General features: G+C 68.4%; 18 protein-coding genes and 1 pseudogene. 6 read left to right on the plus strand and 13 right to left on the minus strand.

Features of this window, described 5'->3' with window-relative positions; translation table 11 throughout:
- The first annotated feature begins 121 nt into the window (after nt 1-121).
- The gene (locus MBR110_RS06475; protein ID WP_041493870.1) at nt 122-1210 is read left to right on the plus strand and encodes a glycosyltransferase family 9 protein; all 1089 of its coding nucleotides are present in this window, start codon (nt 122-124) and stop codon (nt 1208-1210) included.
- A gap of 339 nt (nt 1211-1549) precedes the next feature.
- Nucleotides 1550-2728, plus strand: a complete 1179-nt coding sequence (locus MBR110_RS06480; RefSeq protein ID WP_014723397.1) for a glycosyltransferase family 9 protein — start codon at nt 1550-1552, stop codon at nt 2726-2728.
- Between the two features lie 179 nt (nt 2729-2907).
- Here the strand turns inward: MBR110_RS06480 and MBR110_RS06485 are convergent, their stop codons facing one another.
- The 3 genes from MBR110_RS06485 to MBR110_RS06495 form a co-directional block, all read right to left on the minus strand.
- Complete coding sequence (locus tag MBR110_RS06485; RefSeq protein ID WP_011885595.1) at nt 2908-4191, minus strand: O-antigen ligase family protein; 1284 nt, start codon at nt 4189-4191, stop codon at nt 2908-2910.
- A gap of 131 nt (nt 4192-4322) precedes the next feature.
- Entirely contained in the window at nt 4323-5165 is an 843-nt protein-coding gene (locus tag MBR110_RS06490) for a glycosyltransferase family 2 protein (RefSeq protein WP_011885594.1), read from the minus strand.
- Nucleotides 5166-5301: 136 nt separating this feature from the next.
- Nucleotides 5302-6054 carry a glycosyltransferase family 2 protein gene (locus tag MBR110_RS06495; RefSeq protein WP_059696050.1) on the minus strand — a complete coding sequence of 251 codons (753 nt, stop codon included), beginning with the start codon at nt 6052-6054 and terminating at the stop codon, nt 5302-5304.
- A gap of 207 nt (nt 6055-6261) precedes the next feature.
- On the opposite strand from MBR110_RS06495, the gene msbA reads away from it, so the two are divergent.
- Together msbA and MBR110_RS06505 are read left to right on the plus strand one after the other, a co-directional pair.
- Nucleotides 6262-8013, plus strand: coding sequence for a lipid A export permease/ATP-binding protein MsbA (gene msbA / locus MBR110_RS06500; RefSeq protein ID WP_034194045.1), 1752 nt, complete (start codon nt 6262-6264; stop codon nt 8011-8013).
- 101 nt (nt 8014-8114) lie between these two features.
- Nucleotides 8115-8507 (plus strand): RcnB family protein, encoded by a 393-nt coding sequence (locus MBR110_RS06505; protein ID WP_011885591.1) that lies wholly within the window; start codon nt 8115-8117, stop codon nt 8505-8507.
- A 74-nt stretch (nt 8508-8581) separates the two neighbouring features.
- Here the strand turns inward: MBR110_RS06505 and MBR110_RS06510 are convergent, their stop codons facing one another.
- The 5 genes from MBR110_RS06510 to MBR110_RS06530 form a co-directional block, all read right to left on the minus strand.
- Nucleotides 8582-9145, minus strand: coding sequence for an FUSC family protein (locus MBR110_RS06510; protein WP_011885590.1), 564 nt, complete (start codon nt 9143-9145; stop codon nt 8582-8584).
- A gap of 37 nt (nt 9146-9182) precedes the next feature.
- Nucleotides 9183-10451 carry an MFS transporter gene (locus tag MBR110_RS06515; RefSeq protein WP_059668663.1) on the minus strand — a complete coding sequence of 423 codons (1269 nt, stop codon included), beginning with the start codon at nt 10449-10451 and terminating at the stop codon, nt 9183-9185.
- The gene (locus MBR110_RS06520; RefSeq protein WP_181709227.1) at nt 10448-11410 is read right to left on the minus strand and encodes a PRC-barrel domain-containing protein; all 963 of its coding nucleotides are present in this window, start codon (nt 11408-11410) and stop codon (nt 10448-10450) included. Before MBR110_RS06520 ends, MBR110_RS06515 begins: the two co-directional genes overlap by 4 nt.
- Before the next feature lie 267 nt (nt 11411-11677).
- Nucleotides 11678-12013, minus strand: coding sequence for a YggL family protein (locus tag MBR110_RS06525; protein ID WP_011885587.1), 336 nt, complete (start codon nt 12011-12013; stop codon nt 11678-11680).
- A gap of 266 nt (nt 12014-12279) precedes the next feature.
- Nucleotides 12280-12690 carry a hypothetical protein gene (locus MBR110_RS06530; RefSeq protein ID WP_181709228.1) on the minus strand — a complete coding sequence of 137 codons (411 nt, stop codon included), beginning with the start codon at nt 12688-12690 and terminating at the stop codon, nt 12280-12282.
- Between the two features lie 94 nt (nt 12691-12784).
- Here MBR110_RS06530 and MBR110_RS32060 point away from each other — a divergent pair.
- Nucleotides 12785-12928, plus strand: a pseudogene (locus MBR110_RS32060) (pentapeptide repeat-containing protein); the annotation flags it as partial.
- Between the two features lie 42 nt (nt 12929-12970).
- Nucleotides 12971-13333, plus strand: coding sequence for a hypothetical protein (locus MBR110_RS06535; RefSeq protein ID WP_230973108.1), 363 nt, complete (start codon nt 12971-12973; stop codon nt 13331-13333).
- A 45-nt stretch (nt 13334-13378) separates the two neighbouring features.
- Here MBR110_RS06535 and rng read toward each other — a convergent pair whose 3' ends face one another.
- Genes rng through MBR110_RS06560 form a run of 5 tightly spaced genes read right to left on the minus strand, consistent with a single transcriptional unit; the run spans nt 13379 to nt 17201 of the window.
- A complete protein-coding gene (gene rng / locus MBR110_RS06540; protein WP_011885582.1) occupies nt 13379-14848 on the minus strand; it encodes a ribonuclease G in 1470 nt (489 codons plus the stop codon).
- An 8-nt stretch (nt 14849-14856) separates the two neighbouring features.
- The gene (locus tag MBR110_RS06545; RefSeq protein ID WP_045578914.1) at nt 14857-15489 is read right to left on the minus strand and encodes a Maf family protein; all 633 of its coding nucleotides are present in this window, start codon (nt 15487-15489) and stop codon (nt 14857-14859) included.
- A 51-nt stretch (nt 15490-15540) separates the two neighbouring features.
- Nucleotides 15541-16011 (minus strand): 23S rRNA (pseudouridine(1915)-N(3))-methyltransferase RlmH, encoded by a 471-nt coding sequence (rlmH, locus tag MBR110_RS06550; protein WP_011885580.1) that lies wholly within the window; start codon nt 16009-16011, stop codon nt 15541-15543.
- 19 nt (nt 16012-16030) lie between these two features.
- Nucleotides 16031-16477 carry a ribosome silencing factor gene (rsfS, locus tag MBR110_RS06555; RefSeq protein WP_011885579.1) on the minus strand — a complete coding sequence of 149 codons (447 nt, stop codon included), beginning with the start codon at nt 16475-16477 and terminating at the stop codon, nt 16031-16033.
- Nucleotides 16478-16481: 4 nt separating this feature from the next.
- Nucleotides 16482-17201, minus strand: coding sequence for a nicotinate-nucleotide adenylyltransferase (locus MBR110_RS06560; protein WP_181709257.1), 720 nt, complete (start codon nt 17199-17201; stop codon nt 16482-16484).
- Nucleotides 17202-17217: the final 16 nt, after the last annotated feature.

Consider the following 17217-nt stretch of genomic DNA (forward strand, 5'->3'; position numbering starts at 1 on the left):
ACAATCGGTCGCTCGCCACCCAGCGGCGGCGCCGCGAGCCTTTGCGCCGCGCCAGGGGCAGCAGGTAGGGCGGGGGCTTCCTCCGGCCGTAACGATAAAAAACGACAGCTACATTACATCGATGGCCAACGGTAAGCCGAGGGGCCGGATCCTCGTGATCCGGATTGATTTTCTGGGCGACATGCTTTGCACGACCGCATTTCTGAGTGCCTTGAAGCAGCGCTGGCCCGAAGCGGAACTGCACGTGGTCGCGAACCGCTACAACGCGGCAGTCCTCGCCGGCAACCCGCATGTGCATACCGTCCATACCTACGTGTATAGCCGGCAATGCGAGCGCAACGATCGTCCTGGGCGCATGCGCGCGTTCGTCGACCGGCTGCGGCTCGTGCGCCGGCTGCGCCGCTTGCGGTTCGACCTCGTCGTCGTGCCCAATGGCGGCATGCACCGCAGCAGCATCCAGTTCGCGCGCCAGCTCGGCGCCAAGGACTGCCGCTGGCACGATGCGGACTCCGAATTCGACGATCGCAAGCCCGATCATGTCGCGACACGGCCGATCGCCCATGAGGCACTGTCGGGCTTCCGGCTCGTGCCGGAACTCGGCCATACCAACCTCGACGGTCTCGCGCTGTCCGTTTATCCGGATCGTGCGCTGCAAGACACCTGGCATCGACTGCTCGGGCCGCGCGGCAAGCCGCGTGTCGGGCTGTTCGTGTCGAACAAGGCGGCGGAGCGCCGCTGGCCGGCCGACCGCTGGTGCGAACTGGCGCGGCGGCTCGGCGCGATTGCCGATGTGATCGTGTTCCGCGATCCGGTCGTGTCGGCCGCCCACGATGCCGATGCGCACGCGTGGCGAGACGTGGACGCGCGGCACGTCGCGCCGCCGTCGGTCGCGGAGATGATGGCGGCGGCGAGCCTGCTCGACGTGATCGTGTCGGCCGACAGCGCACCGGTGCATCTGGCGTCGGCGCTCGGTGTGCCGGTCGCCGCGCTGTTCGAGGACCGTCCGGAGAAGTATCTGCGCTGGCATCCGGTCGGCGTGCCGCACATGATTCTGCGGGCCGGTGCGACGGTGGAAGCGATCGGCGTCGACACGCTGGAGCGTGCGGTGCGCCATCTGTTGACGCAGCCCGTGCAGATTGATGCAGCGCCGGAGCGTGCGCTGCCGCCGGGTGGCGCAACGGCTGAGTTTGCCAGCGCCTCGGCTTCGTAATTCGCGGTGCGCCAGCGTTGCGTCGCTGCGGGTGCCGCGTTTGCTGGCCGGTGCGGCGCATCGCGCTGCTTGCCGCACTTGGAACACCTTGGGCGGCTTGTGAAGCTTCGATGAGGCATGGCGTGGATGCGCCGGGTCGCGAGCCCCGAGCCCCAAGCCCCAAGCCCCAAGCCCCAAGCCCCAAGCCCCAAGCCCCAAGCCCCAAGCCCCAAGCCCGCGTGCCGCAGGCCCGCACCGTGCCCAGATGTGATCGCCGTCCATCGCCAGTACGCCACGCCTGCCGCCGCAAAATCCTGTACATTGCGAGCCTTGTTCAGCCAGCTAGCCGGATCCATCGCCGTGGCCCTGTTTTCCTCCGCCCGCCCGCCCAGAACCATTCTCGTTGCCGCACCGCGCCGGATCGGCGACGTGCTGCTGACGACGCCGCTCGTGCGTTCGCTGAAGGCGCGCTGGCCCGACGCGCAAATCGACATGCTGGTGTTTCGCGGCACCGAAGGCGTGCTGGAGCACAACCCGGACGTGCGGCGTGTGATCGTCGTCGCCCAGCGCGCGCGGTTCAGCGAGCGGCTGCGCGACGCGCTGTCGATCTGGCGCCGCTACGATCTCGCCTGCGCGGCACTGAGTTCGGACCGCCCGCGCTTCTACAGCTGGTTTGCCGGCCGCAAGCGCGTTGGCCTCGTCGACCCGAATCGCGTCACGTGGCTCACGCGGATGATGCTCGACGGAATCGCGATCAATCACCACGAATCCGCGCACACGGTCGTCAGCACGCTCGCGCTCGCGCCGGTGATCGGCATCGAGCCGGTGTCGGAGGTCGTTGCGCCCGGAATCGGCGACGACCCGGCGCGGCGCGCGCGCTTCGATGCGTGGCTCGCGGAATCGCCGGCGATTCGCGACGGCAGGCCGCTCGTCGTGCTGCATCCGTATCCGATGTTCCGCTACAAACAATGGCGGCTCGACGGCTGGGTCGAGATGATCGACTGGCTGCGCGGGCAGGGATTCGCGGTCGCGCTGTCGGGCGGCCCGGCCGATCGCGAGCGCGAATATGCGGAGCAGGTCGCGGCCGAGGCGGGCGGCGACGTGCTGAATCTGGTCGGCCGCCTCACGTTCGGCGAGAGCGCGGAGCTGGTGCGGCGCGCACGCCTGTTCATCGGCCCCGATACCGGCGCGACGCACGTCGCGGCCGCGACGGGAACCGACACGATCGCGCTGTTCGGCCCGTCCGATCCGGTGCGCTGGGGGCCGTGGCCGCAGCACTGGCCGCCGACCGAAAATCCGTGGGCGTTGCGCGGCTCAGGCCGGCACGGCAACGTGTGGCTGCTGCAGGGCGAAGGTGATTGCGTGCCGTGCCGGCACGAGGGCTGCGAGCGTCACGTCGACAGCCGCAGCGACTGCCTCGCCCATCTCGGCGCGCAGCGCGTGAAGGCCGCGGCGGCCGAGATGCTTGGGCTGAATCCGCCGGACCCGGCGGGTGTGATCATCGATACGTCGCGGCTCGATCGGGCGCGTCGGGACTGACGCGTACCAGCCGCACGGTTTGCAGAGCTGAATACGGGTGGCGACGCACGCGTGCCGCCGTACACGAGACGGTGCGGCAGGCGACTCTGTGACCGCCAGTCGCCAGTCGCCAGTCGCCAGTTGCCAGTCGCCAGTTGCCAGTCGCCAACCGCCAACCGCCAACCGCCAACCGCCCAGCCTCAGGCGCTGCGCCGCAGCGCCGCCGTCTCGCGCGGCAGCGTGTCGCTGCGCGCCGCGCCGCAGCCGAGCAGGATGCCGGCGAGCAGCACGAGCAGATGCCCTTCGGCGAAATCGAGCAGCAGCGAGTTCGCGAGACTGCCGATCGTGAAAATCGCGAGCCACGCGAGCAGCAGATGCTTCGAGCGCGGATCCAGCCCACGGCTGCCGCGCGCGATCTGCACGATCAGGTTCACGAACAGCAGCACGCCGATCGTGCCGAGCTGCACGGCCATCAACAGGTACTCGTTGTGCGGATTCGACGTGAGCTGGCCTTCGGCGGCCGTCTTGCCGGCCGCGAGCTTCTGGAATTCGAACTCGAGGCCGCCGGCGCCGTAACCGATCACCGGACGCATCCGATACAGCTCGAGGCCCTTCTTGTACCACTCGAGACGCAGCCCCGTCGACGTCACGGCGTCGGTCTGCCGGTACTGCTGCACTTCGGAGACGACCTTCGTGAGCCGGCCGTTGTGCACGGTACAAGCAGCGGCGACGAGCGCGGCGCCCGCCAGCACCAGCGCGCCCGCGGCGAGGCTGGCGCGCAGCGGCGACTGGCGGCGCAACACCAGCACGAACCGCACGGCCACGACGAGGATCAGCAGCAGCGCGATCACCTGCCCGGTGCGGCCCTGAAGCATCACGAAGACGTTGATCAGCGACCACGCGGCCACGCCGGCGTAGGCCGCGCGCGCGAGCGCGCTGCGCGCCGACAGCGCGAGGTCGGCGGCCTGGTAGAACAGCAGCGCGCCGAACATCCCGGCCGCGATGTGGTTCTTGAACACCCACGCGCGCGACAGCGGCAGCTCGGTCGAATGCGCGGGCCCGATCGACGTCAGCCCGAGATAGTTGGTCGTCGACAGCACCAGGATCACGCACAGCGTGCCGAACCACGCACGGCGCACGATCGGCGCCCAGTTCGAGTGGCGGAACGCGAGCGCGGCAAACGGCAGCAACAGCAGCTTGTCGTACTTCGCGACCCAGTTCCACGCCTTCGGGTGCGGCGCGACCGTGTACGTGATGCTCGCGGCGAGCGCCGCAAGAATCAGCAGCGCCGCGAGCGACGCCGGCTCGGTGACGAACGAGCGCAGCTCGCGCCAGAATTCAGGAGAGATGACGAGCGCGGCCGCGAACAGTCCGCAGAACACGTTGGTCAGCGCGGTCGACACGGGCACCATGCAGAGCGCGATGACGGCGAAGGCGCGGGCGGCGGTGAGGCGCCGCGTGGCGGAGGCGGAAAACGAAAGCATCGGAACCTGTCGAATGAACGAATGCGGCGTGCGGGCGTCGCGCTGTTGCCGCGCGCTACGCCGGCACCCGGGGGCGAAGCGCGCAGTATACGCGAAGCCGCCCGGGCCTCAGCATCGTTGCCGGGGCCGACTCAGCTGAACGCGCGCTTGATCCGCGAGCGCAGCAGCGCACGCTTGAGCCGCCCTTCGACGGCCGGCGTGTCGAGGGCGACGCGCGAGCCGGCGGCTTCGCCGCGATGCAGGTAATAGCGGTCGAAGGTTGCCTGCGTCATGCCCCATTTGTTCAGGAACTGACGGCGCCCGTCGTTCTTGACGATCTTGCCGGTGCTCTTCTGCTGGAAGTGATAGACGAGGCTGTCGCCGACGCCGAGGAAGATCCGGCAGCCGGCATCCCAGAATTTCATCGAGAAGTCGTTGTCGCTGCTCATCCCGGGCGACAGCTCGCTGCTGTAGCCGCCGATGCGGTGCCACCAGTCGCGGTGCACGAGCGTCGGCGGCCACGTCGAGCCGAGCCAGTCGGCGCGGGCGAGTCGCGGCGCGGCCGCGACCAGCCCCGCCGCGTCGAAATGTTCGGCATCCCGGCCGAAATTGCTGACGACGACGCACGGATTGCGCGTGTCGACCGGCTCGACCATCGTGCCGGACAGCATGAACAGATCGGTCGGCATCTGCTCGATGCGGCGCACGAGCGCGGCGTCCCAGCCGGGGCAGCAGTACATGTCGTCGTTCATGTAGACGACGTAGTCGCGCGTCGCGCGCGCGGCGGCGAGGTTCACCGCGTGGCAGATGCCGATGTTGGCCGGCGACGCGGTGTGCTCGATGCCTTCGCTGCGCACCCAGTCGAGCGTGCCGTCCGAGCCGTCGTTCACGTGCACGATGATCTGGTGGTCGAACGCGGAATGGCGGCGCAGGCTGTCGACGACGAGCTTGAGGTACGGCAGGTTGTTCCAGGTCGGAATGATGATGGAGAACATGGCAGGTCGAGTCGGTGGTCGTCGTGTCGGCGGCGCGGGGCAGGGCTCGCGCCGCGCGGGCAGCCCGGCATTGTAACGCCGGGCCGGCCCGATTCCCGCACGCCGGCTCCCGCGGATGTCCGGCATGCGGCGGTGCTCAGCGCGCCGCTTCGTGGCCGAGCTTCAGGAACCGGTAGTACACCGTTTCCGCGTTGAAGACGGCGATCATGAAGCCCGCCCGGCCGTCGAGGAAGCCGCGCCGCAGCACGTAGGTGCGCACGAACGCCCATGCGCCGCGCGCAAGCGCCTTGCCGAAGCCGCCGCGCTGGCCGGCCGCGCGGCGCTGACGCGCACCCGCGGTCGAATAGGCATCGAGCTTGCGCACGACCGTTTCGAAATCCTCGTACGAATAGTGCATCAGCTTGCCGGCCAGTCGCAGCGCGGGCGTGTCGAACACGAGCCGTTCGTGCACCAGATCGTCGGAAAAGCGCGCCGTGCCGCGCCGGAACAGCCGCGGCACCCAGTCCGGATACCAGCCGCTGTGGCGGATCCACTGGCCGCAGAAGCTCGACAGCCGGTCGAGCGCGTAGACCTGGGCGGCTGGCGCGCGGATCGCCGCGCGGATCGATTCGGCGAGTTCGGGGCTCACCACCTCGTCGGTGTCGAGCGACAGGATCCAGTCGGTGTCGAGCGCATCGAGCGCGCGGTTCTTCTGCGGACCGAAGCCCGGCCAGTCGCGCTCGACGATCACGCGCGCGCCGTGCGCGCGGGCGATCGCGACGGTATCGTCGGTGCTGCCGCCGTCGATCACGACGATGTCGTCGGCGAAGGTCAACGCGTCGAGGCATTGCGCGAGCCGCGCGGCCGCGTTGAGGGCGATGAGAGCGACGCCGAGGGTGGGTTCTGCCATGAAATCGTCGAAAGGGCGGAGAAAACGGTGAGCGGGAGTATACCCGCGCGTCGGCAGCGGCCGTGCCCGCGGGGGCGGTGCAGCTATAATGTTGGGCCTTTTTCGGCACCCGCCGGACGAGGCGAATCCCTGGCGCCGACGCGCCGGGCGCCGCGTCACGGCTCAAGAAGGATTGCCTTGGAAACCCAGAACACTCTTCGCAAACCGATGGACGGCACCAGCACGTCGCCGGTCACGGTCCTCAAGCGCCTGTGGCCGTACATCCGGCCGCTGATCGGCATCGTGGTGCTCGCCGTGATGACGATGGGCGTCGTCGCCGCCACCGAGGCCGGCATTCCGGCGCTGCTCAAGCCGCTGCTCGACCACGGGTTCGGTTCGCACGGCAGCGATCGCGCGAAATGGTACGTGCCGATCGCGGTGATCGGGCTCGCGCTCGTGCGCGGCGTGTCGCAGTACGCGTCCAATTACCTGCTCAACTACGTATCGAACCGCATCCTGCTGCAGCTGCGGCTCGAGATGTTCCAGCGGATGATCCACACGGGCGCGTCGTTCTTCCAGCGCGAGACCGCGAGCACCGTGATCAACGCGATCGTGTTCGAGGTCAACCAGATCCTGTCGGTGCTGACCGGCGTGATGGTCACGCTCGTGCGCGATTCGCTGACCGTCGTGTTCCTGCTCGGCTACCTGTTCATCCTGAACTGGCGGCTCACGCTGATCGTCGCGGTGATCCTGCCGGGCATCGGCTGGCTGGTCAGCAAGATCAATCGCCGCCTGCGCCGCCTGAACCGCGAGCACCAGACGCTGACCAACGAGCTGTCGTACATCGTCGAGGAGACGGTCGGCGGGTACAAGGTCGTCAAGGTGCACAACGGCGAAGCGTACGAACTCGACCGCTTCACCTCGATGAGCAAGCGCCTGCGCGGCTATGCGATGCGCATGACGATCTCCGGCGGCCTCGCGCAGCCGCTCACGCAATTCCTCGCGTCGATCGCGCTCGCGGTGGTGATCACGATCGCGGTCGTGCAGTCGACGAACGACCAGACGACGGTCGGCGGCTTCGTCGCGTTCGTCACGTCGATGCTGCTGGTGATTTCGCCGCTCAAGCATCTGATCGACGTGAACCAGCCGCTGCAGCGCGGCATGACCGCCGCCGAGCTGATCTTCGGGCTGATCGACGAGCCGGCCGAGCCGCAGGGCGGCGGCCGCGAGCTGCCGCATGCGCGCGGTGAGATCGAATTCCGCGACGTGTCGTTCGACTACGGCGCGGCCGAGCGGCCGACGCTCGACCGCATTTCGTTCAAGGTCGCGCCGGGCGAGATGATCGCGCTCGCGGGGCCGTCCGGCAGCGGCAAGACGACGCTCGTGAACCTGCTGCCGCGCTTCTTCGATCCGACCGGCGGCACGATCCTGGTCGACGGCGTGCCGGTCCGCGACTTCGACATCCACGCGCTGCGCGGGCAGATGGCGATGGTCAGCCAGGACGTGGTGCTGTTCAACGACACGATCGCCGCGAACGTCGCGTACGGGCAGACGCCGGACCGCGCGCGCGTCCAGGCCGCGCTCGAAGCCGCGAACCTCGCCGACGCGGTCGCCGCGATGCCGGATGGGCTCGACACGCTGGTCGGCGGCAACGGCATGCGCCTGTCGGGCGGCCAGCGGCAGCGGCTCGCGATCGCGCGCGCGATCTACAAGGACGCGCCGATTCTGATCCTCGACGAGGCGACCTCCGCGCTCGACTCCGAATCCGAGCGTCACGTGCAGGCCGCGCTCGAACGGCTGATGGAAGGGCGCACGACGCTCGTGATTGCACACCGGCTGTCGACCATCGAGCGCGCGGACCGCATCCTCGTGCTCGAGGCCGGCAAGATCGTCGAGTCCGGCAGCCACGACGAATTGCTGCGTCACGGCGGGCTCTACGCGCATCTGCATCGAATCCAGTATCAGCAGCAGGCGGCCTGACGTTCGGCACATGCGCCGTGCGCCCCGCGTGCCATGTGCTAGCCTTGATCGTGCAGGTCCGGTTGTTTCCTGTTCGGCATGACGACACGGAGGGAAGAACGATGACGAAGATGCACGGGATGATGCTGGCCGCGCTGGTCGCGGCAGGTTTCGCGGCGCCGGCCGCGATGGCGCAAGGTCACGGCAACCAGGGCAACTACGGCGATCACGGCGGCCCCGGCATGCACCGCGGCCACGGCCCGAAGCACATGCCGCCCGGTCAGGCGATGCATCGCGACGACGACGTACCGCCGCGCTGGGCCGATCAGCCTCGCCGCGACTGGCACCGGGGCGACCGGCTGCCGCCCGAATTCCGCGATCGCCAGTACGTCGTCGACGATTGGCGCGGCTACCATCTGAGCGCGCCCCCGCGCGGCTATCAGTGGGTCGGCGTCGGCGGCGATTATCTGCTCGTGCAGATCGGCTCGGGCATCGTGTTGCGGGTCGGCCCCTAACCGTTTCGCCCGATCGCTGCCGCACCAGGCTGCCGGGGCCGGCGCCCCGGCGATCGCCTCGCGTGCGGCCGGACCTAGCCCGCGGCGCGGCGAAACCAGCGTCGCTCGATCAGCGACATCGCCCAGCACACGCCCAGCGCGCACACGGTGCCCAGCGCCACTTCGCCTAGCCGCATCAGCGGAATGTCCCACAGCGGGCCGTTGCCCGGAAACAGCAGCACGATCGTCGCGGTCACGCCGCCGAGCCGTGCGGCACTCCCCACGTTCAGACACCAGCACACGACGATCGCGACGGCGACCGTGATCGCATACGCGAGCAGCCGGTCGCCGCCGAGCGCCGCGCCCGCGAAGCCCGTCAGGCCGCCGATCATCGCGCCGACGAACTGGTCGCGCGACAGCGACATCGTGTCCGAATAGTTGTGCTGCGTGACGGCGATCGCCGTAATGGCGGCCCACACGGCCTGCTCGGTGTGCAGCGCGCGGCCGATCGCGAAGGCGAGGCACGCGCTGCAGACGGCCTGCAGCGCCATCAGCGCGCCTTGCGCGAGCCGTTCGCCGAAGGTCAGCCCCTTGAGCAGATCGAAGATCGACTGCTGGATCTGCCGGCGGGCTTCGTTGAATGTCCTGATCGTATTCATCTGGTCGGTCGGGGAAACAGCGGACGGCAGCGCGGCGTCAGTGCGCCTGTTCGGGCGACGCGGGCGCCGGCTCGCCGACGTTCGCGTCGCCGTTTTCGACGCGCGTTTCCGGCATCGCGAGCCACACGAGCAGCACGGCCAGCGCGCCGGCCGCGGCCAGCCCGAAGAAGCTGACGGCGTTGCCGAAGTGATCGGCGACGTAGCCGGCCACTGCCGTGCTGAGCGTCGCGCCGATGCCGGCCGCGAGGCCGAACAACCCGATGCACAGGTTGTAGCGGCCCTTGCCGGCGGCGACGTCGGCCGCGATCAGCGGCAGCATCACGCCGAACACGGCCGCGCTGATGCCGTCGAGCATCTGCACCGGCACCAGCAGGTACGGGCTGCCCACGCCGGCAAACAGCAGCGCGCGCACCGGCAGCGCGGAGAAGCCGAGCAGCAGGATCGGCCGGCGGCCCCAGCGTTGCGCGGAGCGGCCGACCCACGGCGACAGCATCGCGACGATCGCTTGCGGCACGATGATGCACGCGGCGATCACGAGCTGCACGTTCTCGCCCATCCCGGCCGTGACTTCGCCGGCCGCCAGGTTCAGCATCGCCGCGTTCGACAGGTGGAACAGCACGACGCACGCCGCGAAGGTCAGCATCCGGCGATCGCGCAATAGCTCGAGCAGCGTCTCGCGATCCTCGCCTTCGTCGGCATCGTCGCGCTCGTCGGCCTTCGACGCATGCGGGATCACTTCGTGCGTCGGCTGGATCATCGCGAGCGCGAACAGCGCGGGCAACGCGAGCACCGCGGTCAGCCAGAACACCGCGCGCGCGGAGAAATACTCGCCGGTTAGGCCCATCAGGCCGGCGGCCACCGCGCTGCCGATCGAGGCCCAGCGCGCGTTGCGGCCGAGGCGGTCGCCGAGGTCGGCGCGGCCCACCAGCGAAAACGAAATCGCGGCCATCGCCGGCACCAGCATGCAGCTCGCGAAGCCGTGGAACACCTCGGCCGCGATCACCGGCACGATCGTCGGGCTCGACGCGAGCAGCACCGCGGACAGGATGATGGCCGCGATCGCCCATGCGGCCGCGCCTTTCTTGTTCTTCAGCGCGTCGACCGCGGCGCCGCCCGGCACCTGGCTGACCATCGCGCTGATCGTGCCGATCGACAGCACCATGCCGATCTCGCCCTGCGTCCACTTGTGCGACGCGAGGTAGGACGCGATGAACGGCCCGAATCCGGTTTGAACGTTTGCAACGAAGAAGTTGAGCCAGTCGAGCGCCCGGAGGCTGCGCACGCTGACGGCATGCTTGATCGTCATCGGGCAGCACTCGCAGGCGAAGCCGGCGCGGCGGCAGGCGGTGGCGATACCACGACGATCGGCTTGTCGGCCGCATAGGGCGGCGCCGCCTTGATCTGCGCGTCGTTCAGGTCGAGCTGCGGATGCAGCGCCTTGTCGCGCGTGACGAAGCGCAGCGCGCCCCAGCTGGCCACAATCGAGCGTCGCTCGGTATTGACGAGGCCGCCGAGGTCGAGCACGACGGCCTGCGGCTGCGCGCCGCGGTCGATCAGCACGTCGATGACGCGGCCGATCTTCGTGCCGTTCGGGCGTTCGACGTCGCTGTCGAGCATCGGCAGTCGCGTCGCCGGCGACGCCGCGGCCGAGCCCGACAGCGGCACGGCCTTGGGCCGTGCGGCGGGCGGCAGGTCGCCCGCCGGCACGTCGAGCACGATCGGCTCCTGCTTGCCGCCCGGCGTGAAGCGGAACACGCTCCACGGGAAGCTGACCTTACGGTCGCCGATGCCCATGAAGCCCTGCAGATTGACGATCATCTCGCGCGGCTTGCCGCCCGCGTCGACGACCATGTCGACCGCGCGGCCGACCACCTTGCCGTTGCGGCGGGCGACTTCGCTGTCGAGCAGCGCGTGGATCTGCGAACGCTCGATCGGACGCGTTGCAACGAGCGGGGGCGGCGGTGGGGGCGGCGGCGTGGGCGATTCGGGGCGCTGCACGGGCTTCGAGCGCGTCACCTCGCGGTGCGGCTTCTTCGGCGCTTCCTGTCCTTCGGGCTGTACGAGCGGCGGGACGGGCGGCATCGTCAGGGGTTCGCCGGCGGTTTCGCCGATGGGCTCGACGAGCGCCTCGCTGATCGGCGCGGGCGGATTCTGCACGGGCAGCAGCCCGCAGCCGGACAGCAGTGCGGCGGCCGCGAGAGCGACCATGACCGTCGACGACGGGAACGACATGCGGGATGCGGGAAACGGAAGTCCGCCGCTCATTGACACTCACTCCATGGGTCGGGGGGCGGGCCGTCAGGCTCGCGTCTGGCGATGGATGGCGGGTGCGGGCGGCGCACCACGCGAGGTGAGAGTTTAACGTGTCTTCCTTTCAGCACCCGATTTCTGCCGAGGAATGGGAGCGGGGCGCGGGGATTGCGCCGAACGGCGGGAACGGGAAGGGGCGGGGAAGGGTGCGGAAGCGCGCCTGACCGCGTGGCGGCGGACAGGCGGCGTCGGTGGTGGACGGGCCGGGCGGCCCCTGGAACGTCAGGCGTCCGGGTACCACGCGTCGCTGAATTCGCTGACCTGCACGTCGGTCAGCTCGGCGCGGGCGGCGAGCCATGCGCGCACGGTCTCGCGGTCGGCGTCGGTGGTCGTGCCGCGCGGCGCGCCGGAGATCACGTATGCGCCGATGCCTTCGTCGGCGGATGCGACGGTCAGCAGGCCGTTCGCTTCGACGAAGTCGATGAAGGCATCGATCAGCTGGCCGCGCTCGAGGTCGGACAGCTCGGTGCGGTATTGCGCGGTCGCGTTGAACGCGAGCTCCTGGAATTCGCCGATGTGGAGCTTCTTGCGTTGGCGGCGGTTGTGGCTTTTGCTCATGGTGTAGGTGCTGAGTGAATGCGGGGTGGAAAAGCGCAGCGCACCGGCGGGTGCGGAACGATTTGAGGCGTGCTGCCGTGATGCGAGATGATACGGGAAGGTTAGCGCTGCCGTCCGCGCCGCCAAAGGAGCATCGTCGGTTTACCTAAACAAACCTCAATATTTCGGGGCGGCCGCTGTTCGTCGATTGCGGATCGTCATCGGGCGGGCCCCATCGGGACTGATCGGGCGCTCCTGTCGTGCTCCAGCGCTCCGATCGGGCGATGCTACTTGCCGGTGCAGCATTTGTTCGGGCAATCGGGTTCAAACGAGATTTCTACGCGCCGCCCGTTGTCCACATCGCCGTGCGAATAGACTCGCGCACTCGTTTTGACGGTGCCACGCAGGAAGCCCAGTTGCTCGAGCAACGTTCGCCCTGCTTCCAGGCGAGACCGAGCAAGTTTCGATGCCTGGTGCTCGGCTTCTTCAGCGTGGCCGCTGACGAGTGTTGCTTCGTCAGTGGTGTGATTGGCGTAAGTGATCTGCTGATCGATTATCCAATTCGTCAGGCGAACGATCTCTGCATTCGGAACCGTCGAGCTGTTCGCGGGAAAATAAATATCGAAATTCTCGCTTGCGGTGCATGCAAATGAGGAATTGGATAGGGTGAGAAGTAGCGGGGTAAGATATTTATGCATTGTAGATTACATATCCTGCGATGCTGTCGGCATTGTTGATCGTCTGTTCCGGATTTTCGGTTCCAAGAGTCAAACACTTGTCCATGAAGTAGCGGTGATCTTTGGTTCCCATGGTGTCAAATTCGGATCGAACGACGCCCGCGGCTCCAATTTCTCGGGCGCCCGATTCGTCGAATGCAATTTTTCTGCGACACGGCTCGACGACGCGCGTCTGGTCCGAACGTCGTTCGAGAACTGCGACCTGAGCGGCGTCGATTTCCGAGGGGCGAACCTGGAAGGCGTGGATTTTCACGGCGGCACGTTCTGGAGCGCACCCGACGGATCGGTGCTGGACCAAACGAAGTTCGACGACACGCCGGAGGCGCGCCGTACGATCGAACGGAGCACGATCGCGAGAAAGGACCGGATCGAATGGTGCCCGGTTGCCCCGCGCGCCGACGCAGAACCGGCTTCGCTCGTTTCACGCACGAGGCTGAAAGGCAGGCCGGGCGAAGTCGTGCCGCGGAGCGGCTGGTGGATCAGCCCGGCGCTCGGGAGCGAGCAGGGGCGGCGCTATTTCAGCGCCGGAGAGAAGTTTCCGGACATCGAGTCGACCAGCTGGGGGCGCGTGATCTGGAGTTACAACGCCGACGATCAACGTTGAGACCGACGCGCGCCCGTCCCGGACGAGACGGGCGCGCCACCAGCGCTACATCAGCACGATGTCGTACTGCTCCTGACTCAGATTCGACTCGACCTGCAGCGACACCGGCTTGCCGATGAAGTCGATCAGCATCGCGAGATGCTGCGACTCCTCGTCGAGGAACAGGTCGATCACCTGCTGCGCGGCGATCACGCGGAATTCGCGCGGATTGAACTGGCGCGACTCGCGCAGGATTTCGCGCAGCACGTCGTAGCACACGGTGCGCGCGGTCTTGACCTGCCCCTTGCCCTGACAGGTCGGGCACGGCTCGCACAGCACGTGCGCGAGCGATTCGCGCGTGCGCTTGCGGGTCATCTCGACGAGCCCCAGCTGCGAGAAGCCGTTCACCGTCACGCGCGTGCGGTCGCGCGACAGCGCCTTCTTCAGCTCGGAGAGCACCGCGTCGCGATGCTCGGCGTTCTCCATGTCGATGAAGTCGATGATGATGATCCCGCCGAGGTTGCGCAGCCGCAGCTGGCGCGCGATCGTGTGCGCCGCCTCGAGATTGGTCTTGAAGATCGTGTCGTCGAAGTTGCGCGCGCCGACGTAGCCGCCGGTGTTCACGTCGATCGTCGTCATCGCCTCGGTCTGGTCGATCATCAGATAACCGCCCGACTTCAGGTCGACGCGGCGCGACAGCGCGCGCTGGATCTCCGTCTCGATGTTGTACAGGTCGAACAGCGGCCGCTCGCCGGTGTAGTGATGCAGCTTCGGGCTCACCGCCGGCGTGAACTCGGCCGCGAATTCCGCGAGGCGCTGGTACGTCTCGCGCGAATCGACCTGGATGCGCGTCGTCTGGTCGTTCGCGAAATCGCGCAGCACGCGCTGCGCGAGATCGAGATCCTGGTACAGCAGGCTCGTCGCCGGCAGCCGCTGCGCCTGCGCGACGATCGTCGCCCAGGTCTTGCGCAGATACGCGACGTCGCCGGCGAGCTCCTCGGAGCTCGCATCCTCGGCGATCGTGCGCACGATGTAGCCGCCTTTCTCGTCCGGCGGAACCACGGCGGTCAGCCGCGCACGCACGGCCTCGCGCTCGGCCTCGCTCTCGATCTTCTGCGAGATGCCGATGTGCGGCTCCTGCGGCAGGTAGACGAGCGTGCGGCCCGCGATGCTCACCTGCGTCGACAGGCGCGCGCCCTTCGTGCCGATCGGGTCCTTGATCACCTGGACCATCAGCGTCTGACCTTCGAACACGATCTTCTCGATCGGCTGGTGCGGCGCGCCCGACTGCGGCTCGCCCGCGAGCCGCGGATGCCAGATGTCCGCGACGTGCAGGAACGCCGCGCGCTCCAGACCAATGTCGATGAACGCCGACTGCATGCCGGGCAGCACGCGCACGACCTTGCCGAGATAGATGTTGCCGACCCGCCCGCGCGACAGCGTGCGCTCGACGTGAAGCTCCTGCACCGCGCCCTGCTGCACGAGTGCGACCCGCGTTTCCTGCGGCGTGAGGTTGATCAGGATTTCTTCGTTCATGGTGGGATTCAGAAGGCGACGCGCGCGGCACGGAGCAACGCGGCTGTCTCAAAAAGGGGCAGACCCATGATACCCGAATGGGAACCGGCGATTCGCTCGACGAATTCGGCCGCACGGCCCTGGATCGCATATGCGCCCGCCTTGCCGAACGGTTCGCCGGTTTCGACGTAGCGCTCGAACGCGTCGCGCGGCGCGGCCGCGAAGCGCACCGACGAGCGCGACAGCGCCGGCGGCAGCAGCGCGCCGTCGGCGCCGATCACCGCGACGGCCGTCAGCACTTCGTGTTCGCGGCCGGCGAGACGCGTCAGCATCGCGAGCGCGTCGTCGGCGTCGGCCGGCTTGCCGAGGATCGCGCCGTCGATCGTCACCGTGGTGTCGGCGACGAGCACGGGCGCGGCCGGCTTGCCGCTCGCGACGAGCCGCGCACGCGCGGCCTCGGCCTTCGCGACCGTCACGCGCTGCACGTACGCGTCGGCCGCTTCGCCGGCGAGTTCGGCTTCGAGCGCCTCGGCGTCTTCGTCGGGGCGCGGCAGCAGCAATTCGAAGCGCACGCCGATCTGCTGCAGCAGCTCCTGGCGGCGCGGGCTTTGGGATGCGAGGTAAAGGATCGGGAAAACTGCGGGGGACGTGCTGGACGGCATGGTGTCGTTATCTCGGTGAACGCGCGCGGCGCGCGTCCCGAGGACGACGCGTCATGCGCGGTGGTAGGGGTGATTCTGCGTGATGCTCCACGCGCGGTAAAGCTGTTCGGCAAGCAGCACGCGCACCATCCCGTGCGGCAGCGTCATGCTGGAGATGCGCAGCAGCAGATCGGCGCGCGCCTTCAGTTCCGGATCGAGCCCGTCGGCGCCGCCGATCACGAACGCGACGTCGCGGCCGTCCTGCTGCCAGCCGGGCAGCGCCTGCGCGAGCTGCATCGTGGTCCAGTCGCGGCCGCGCTCGTCGAGCGCGACGATGCGCGCGCCCTTCGGCAGCGCGGCCTCGATCTTCTGCCGCTCGGCCGCCATCACGCTTTCCGCGCTGCGGCCGCCCGAACGCAGTTCGGGCTTGATCTCGCGCAGCTCGATGCGCAACTCCGGCGGCATCCGCTTCGTGTACTCGTCGAAGCCGGACGCGATCCAGCCGGGCATCTTGTGGCCGACCGCGAGGATGTAAAGCTTCATCGAAACGACCGCCTGCGACTCAGCGGCGGCGGGCCGCCGTCTTGCGCGCCGGACGGGCGGGCGCTTCCTCTTCCTCGTCGTCGCCTTCGCTCGCGGTCGCGAAGCCGCTCTGGCCCTTGTCGCCGCCGAGCTTCATCCGCACCGGCTTGTCGCCCCAGATTTCCTCGAGGTTGTAGTACTGGCGCAGCGCGGGCTGCAGGATGTGGACGACCGCGTCGCCGCAATCGACCAGCACCCATTCGCCGGTGTCCTCGCCCTCGGAGCTGACGATCTCGCCGCCGGCTTCCTTGACCTTGTCGCGCACGCTCGAGGCGAGCGCCTTGGTCTGGCGGTTCGACGTGCCCGACGCGACGATCACGCGGTCGAACAGTTCGGTCAGATGGCTGGTGTTGAACACCTTGATGTCTTGCGCCTTGATGTCTTCGAGAGCGTCGACGATCACGCGCTGCAGTTTGCGGATATCCATGGAATCAGGAATGGTAGAGACGATGTTGAAGAATATAGGCCCAGACGGCGGCCGGCACATGCTCGGCCGACGCGTCGGGCATTTGCGCATGACGCGCGATGCATTCGCGCAGGTGCGCACGGATGTCGGTTGCGGCGATATCGAACGAGAGCGTCGTATCGATCAGCAGACGCCCGGATGGCGTCGCCTTCAGCTGCTCGGCATCGGCCCGACGCCGCGCGATTTCGCGTGCGACGTCGGCCGACGCCGCGCCGAGGTCGAAGCCGGGGCGCGTCGACGCGCACACGTGCGCGTAGTCGAACAGCTTGCGCCAGTCGCGCCAGGTGTCGAGGCGCACGAGCTGGTCGGCGCCGATCAGCAGCGACAGCGATGCATCGGGGCCGATGCGCTCGCGCCAGCGCGCGAGCGTCTCGACCGTGTAGGTCGGCCCGGCGTGCTCGATCTCGTCGGTCGCGACGGTGACCGCGACGCCCGGCAGCGCCAGCGAGCCGGCCGCGGCGCGGGTCATCGCGAGCCGATGCTCGGCGGCCGACACGTCGCGCTTCTGATACGGCTGTCCGGCCGGCAGCAGCACGAGCTCGGTCAGCTGCAGCACGTCGGCGAACCGGCGCGCGAGTGCGAGATGGCCATCGTGGATCGGGTCGAACGTGCCGCCGAGCAGGCCGATACGTTGTGACGGCGGCTGCGACGGCGGCTGCGGGGTGGGGCGGGCGGAGGTGTCCAGAAAAACGTGTCCTGTC

This window comes from Burkholderia sp. MBR-1, from assembly GCF_013822785.1.
In the GTDB taxonomy this organism is placed as follows: Bacteria; Pseudomonadota; Gammaproteobacteria; order Burkholderiales; family Burkholderiaceae; genus Burkholderia; species Burkholderia vietnamiensis.

Bases quoted from the DNA above. Each gene is read 5' to 3' on its own strand.
- MBR110_RS06505 (WP_011885591.1), top strand. From the start codon at position 8,115: ATGACGAAGATGCACGGGATGATGCTGGCCGCGCTGGTCGCGGCAGGT.
- MBR110_RS06520 (WP_181709227.1), bottom strand. From the start codon at position 11,410: ATGAGCGGCGGACTTCCGTTTCCCGCATCCCGCATGTCGTTCCCGTCG.
- rng (WP_011885582.1), bottom strand. From the start codon at position 14,848: ATGAACGAAGAAATCCTGATCAACCTCACGCCGCAGGAAACGCGGGTC.
- MBR110_RS06525 (WP_011885587.1), bottom strand. From the start codon at position 12,013: ATGAGCAAAAGCCACAACCGCCGCCAACGCAAGAAGCTCCACATCGGC.
- MBR110_RS06485 (WP_011885595.1), bottom strand. From the start codon at position 4,191: ATGCTTTCGTTTTCCGCCTCCGCCACGCGGCGCCTCACCGCCGCCCGC.
- MBR110_RS06510 (WP_011885590.1), bottom strand. From the start codon at position 9,145: ATGAATACGATCAGGACATTCAACGAAGCCCGCCGGCAGATCCAGCAG.
- MBR110_RS06530 (WP_181709228.1), bottom strand. From the start codon at position 12,690: ATGCATAAATATCTTACCCCGCTACTTCTCACCCTATCCAATTCCTCA.
- rsfS (WP_011885579.1), bottom strand. From the start codon at position 16,477: ATGGATATCCGCAAACTGCAGCGCGTGATCGTCGACGCTCTCGAAGAC.
- MBR110_RS06475 (WP_041493870.1), top strand. From the start codon at position 122: ATGGCCAACGGTAAGCCGAGGGGCCGGATCCTCGTGATCCGGATTGAT.
- msbA (WP_034194045.1), top strand. From the start codon at position 6,262: ATGGACGGCACCAGCACGTCGCCGGTCACGGTCCTCAAGCGCCTGTGG.
- MBR110_RS06495 (WP_059696050.1), bottom strand. From the start codon at position 6,054: ATGGCAGAACCCACCCTCGGCGTCGCTCTCATCGCCCTCAACGCGGCC.
- MBR110_RS06515 (WP_059668663.1), bottom strand. From the start codon at position 10,451: ATGACGATCAAGCATGCCGTCAGCGTGCGCAGCCTCCGGGCGCTCGAC.
- rlmH (WP_011885580.1), bottom strand. From the start codon at position 16,011: ATGAAGCTTTACATCCTCGCGGTCGGCCACAAGATGCCCGGCTGGATC.
- MBR110_RS06490 (WP_011885594.1), bottom strand. From the start codon at position 5,165: ATGTTCTCCATCATCATTCCGACCTGGAACAACCTGCCGTACCTCAAG.
- MBR110_RS06545 (WP_045578914.1), bottom strand. From the start codon at position 15,489: ATGCCGTCCAGCACGTCCCCCGCAGTTTTCCCGATCCTTTACCTCGCA.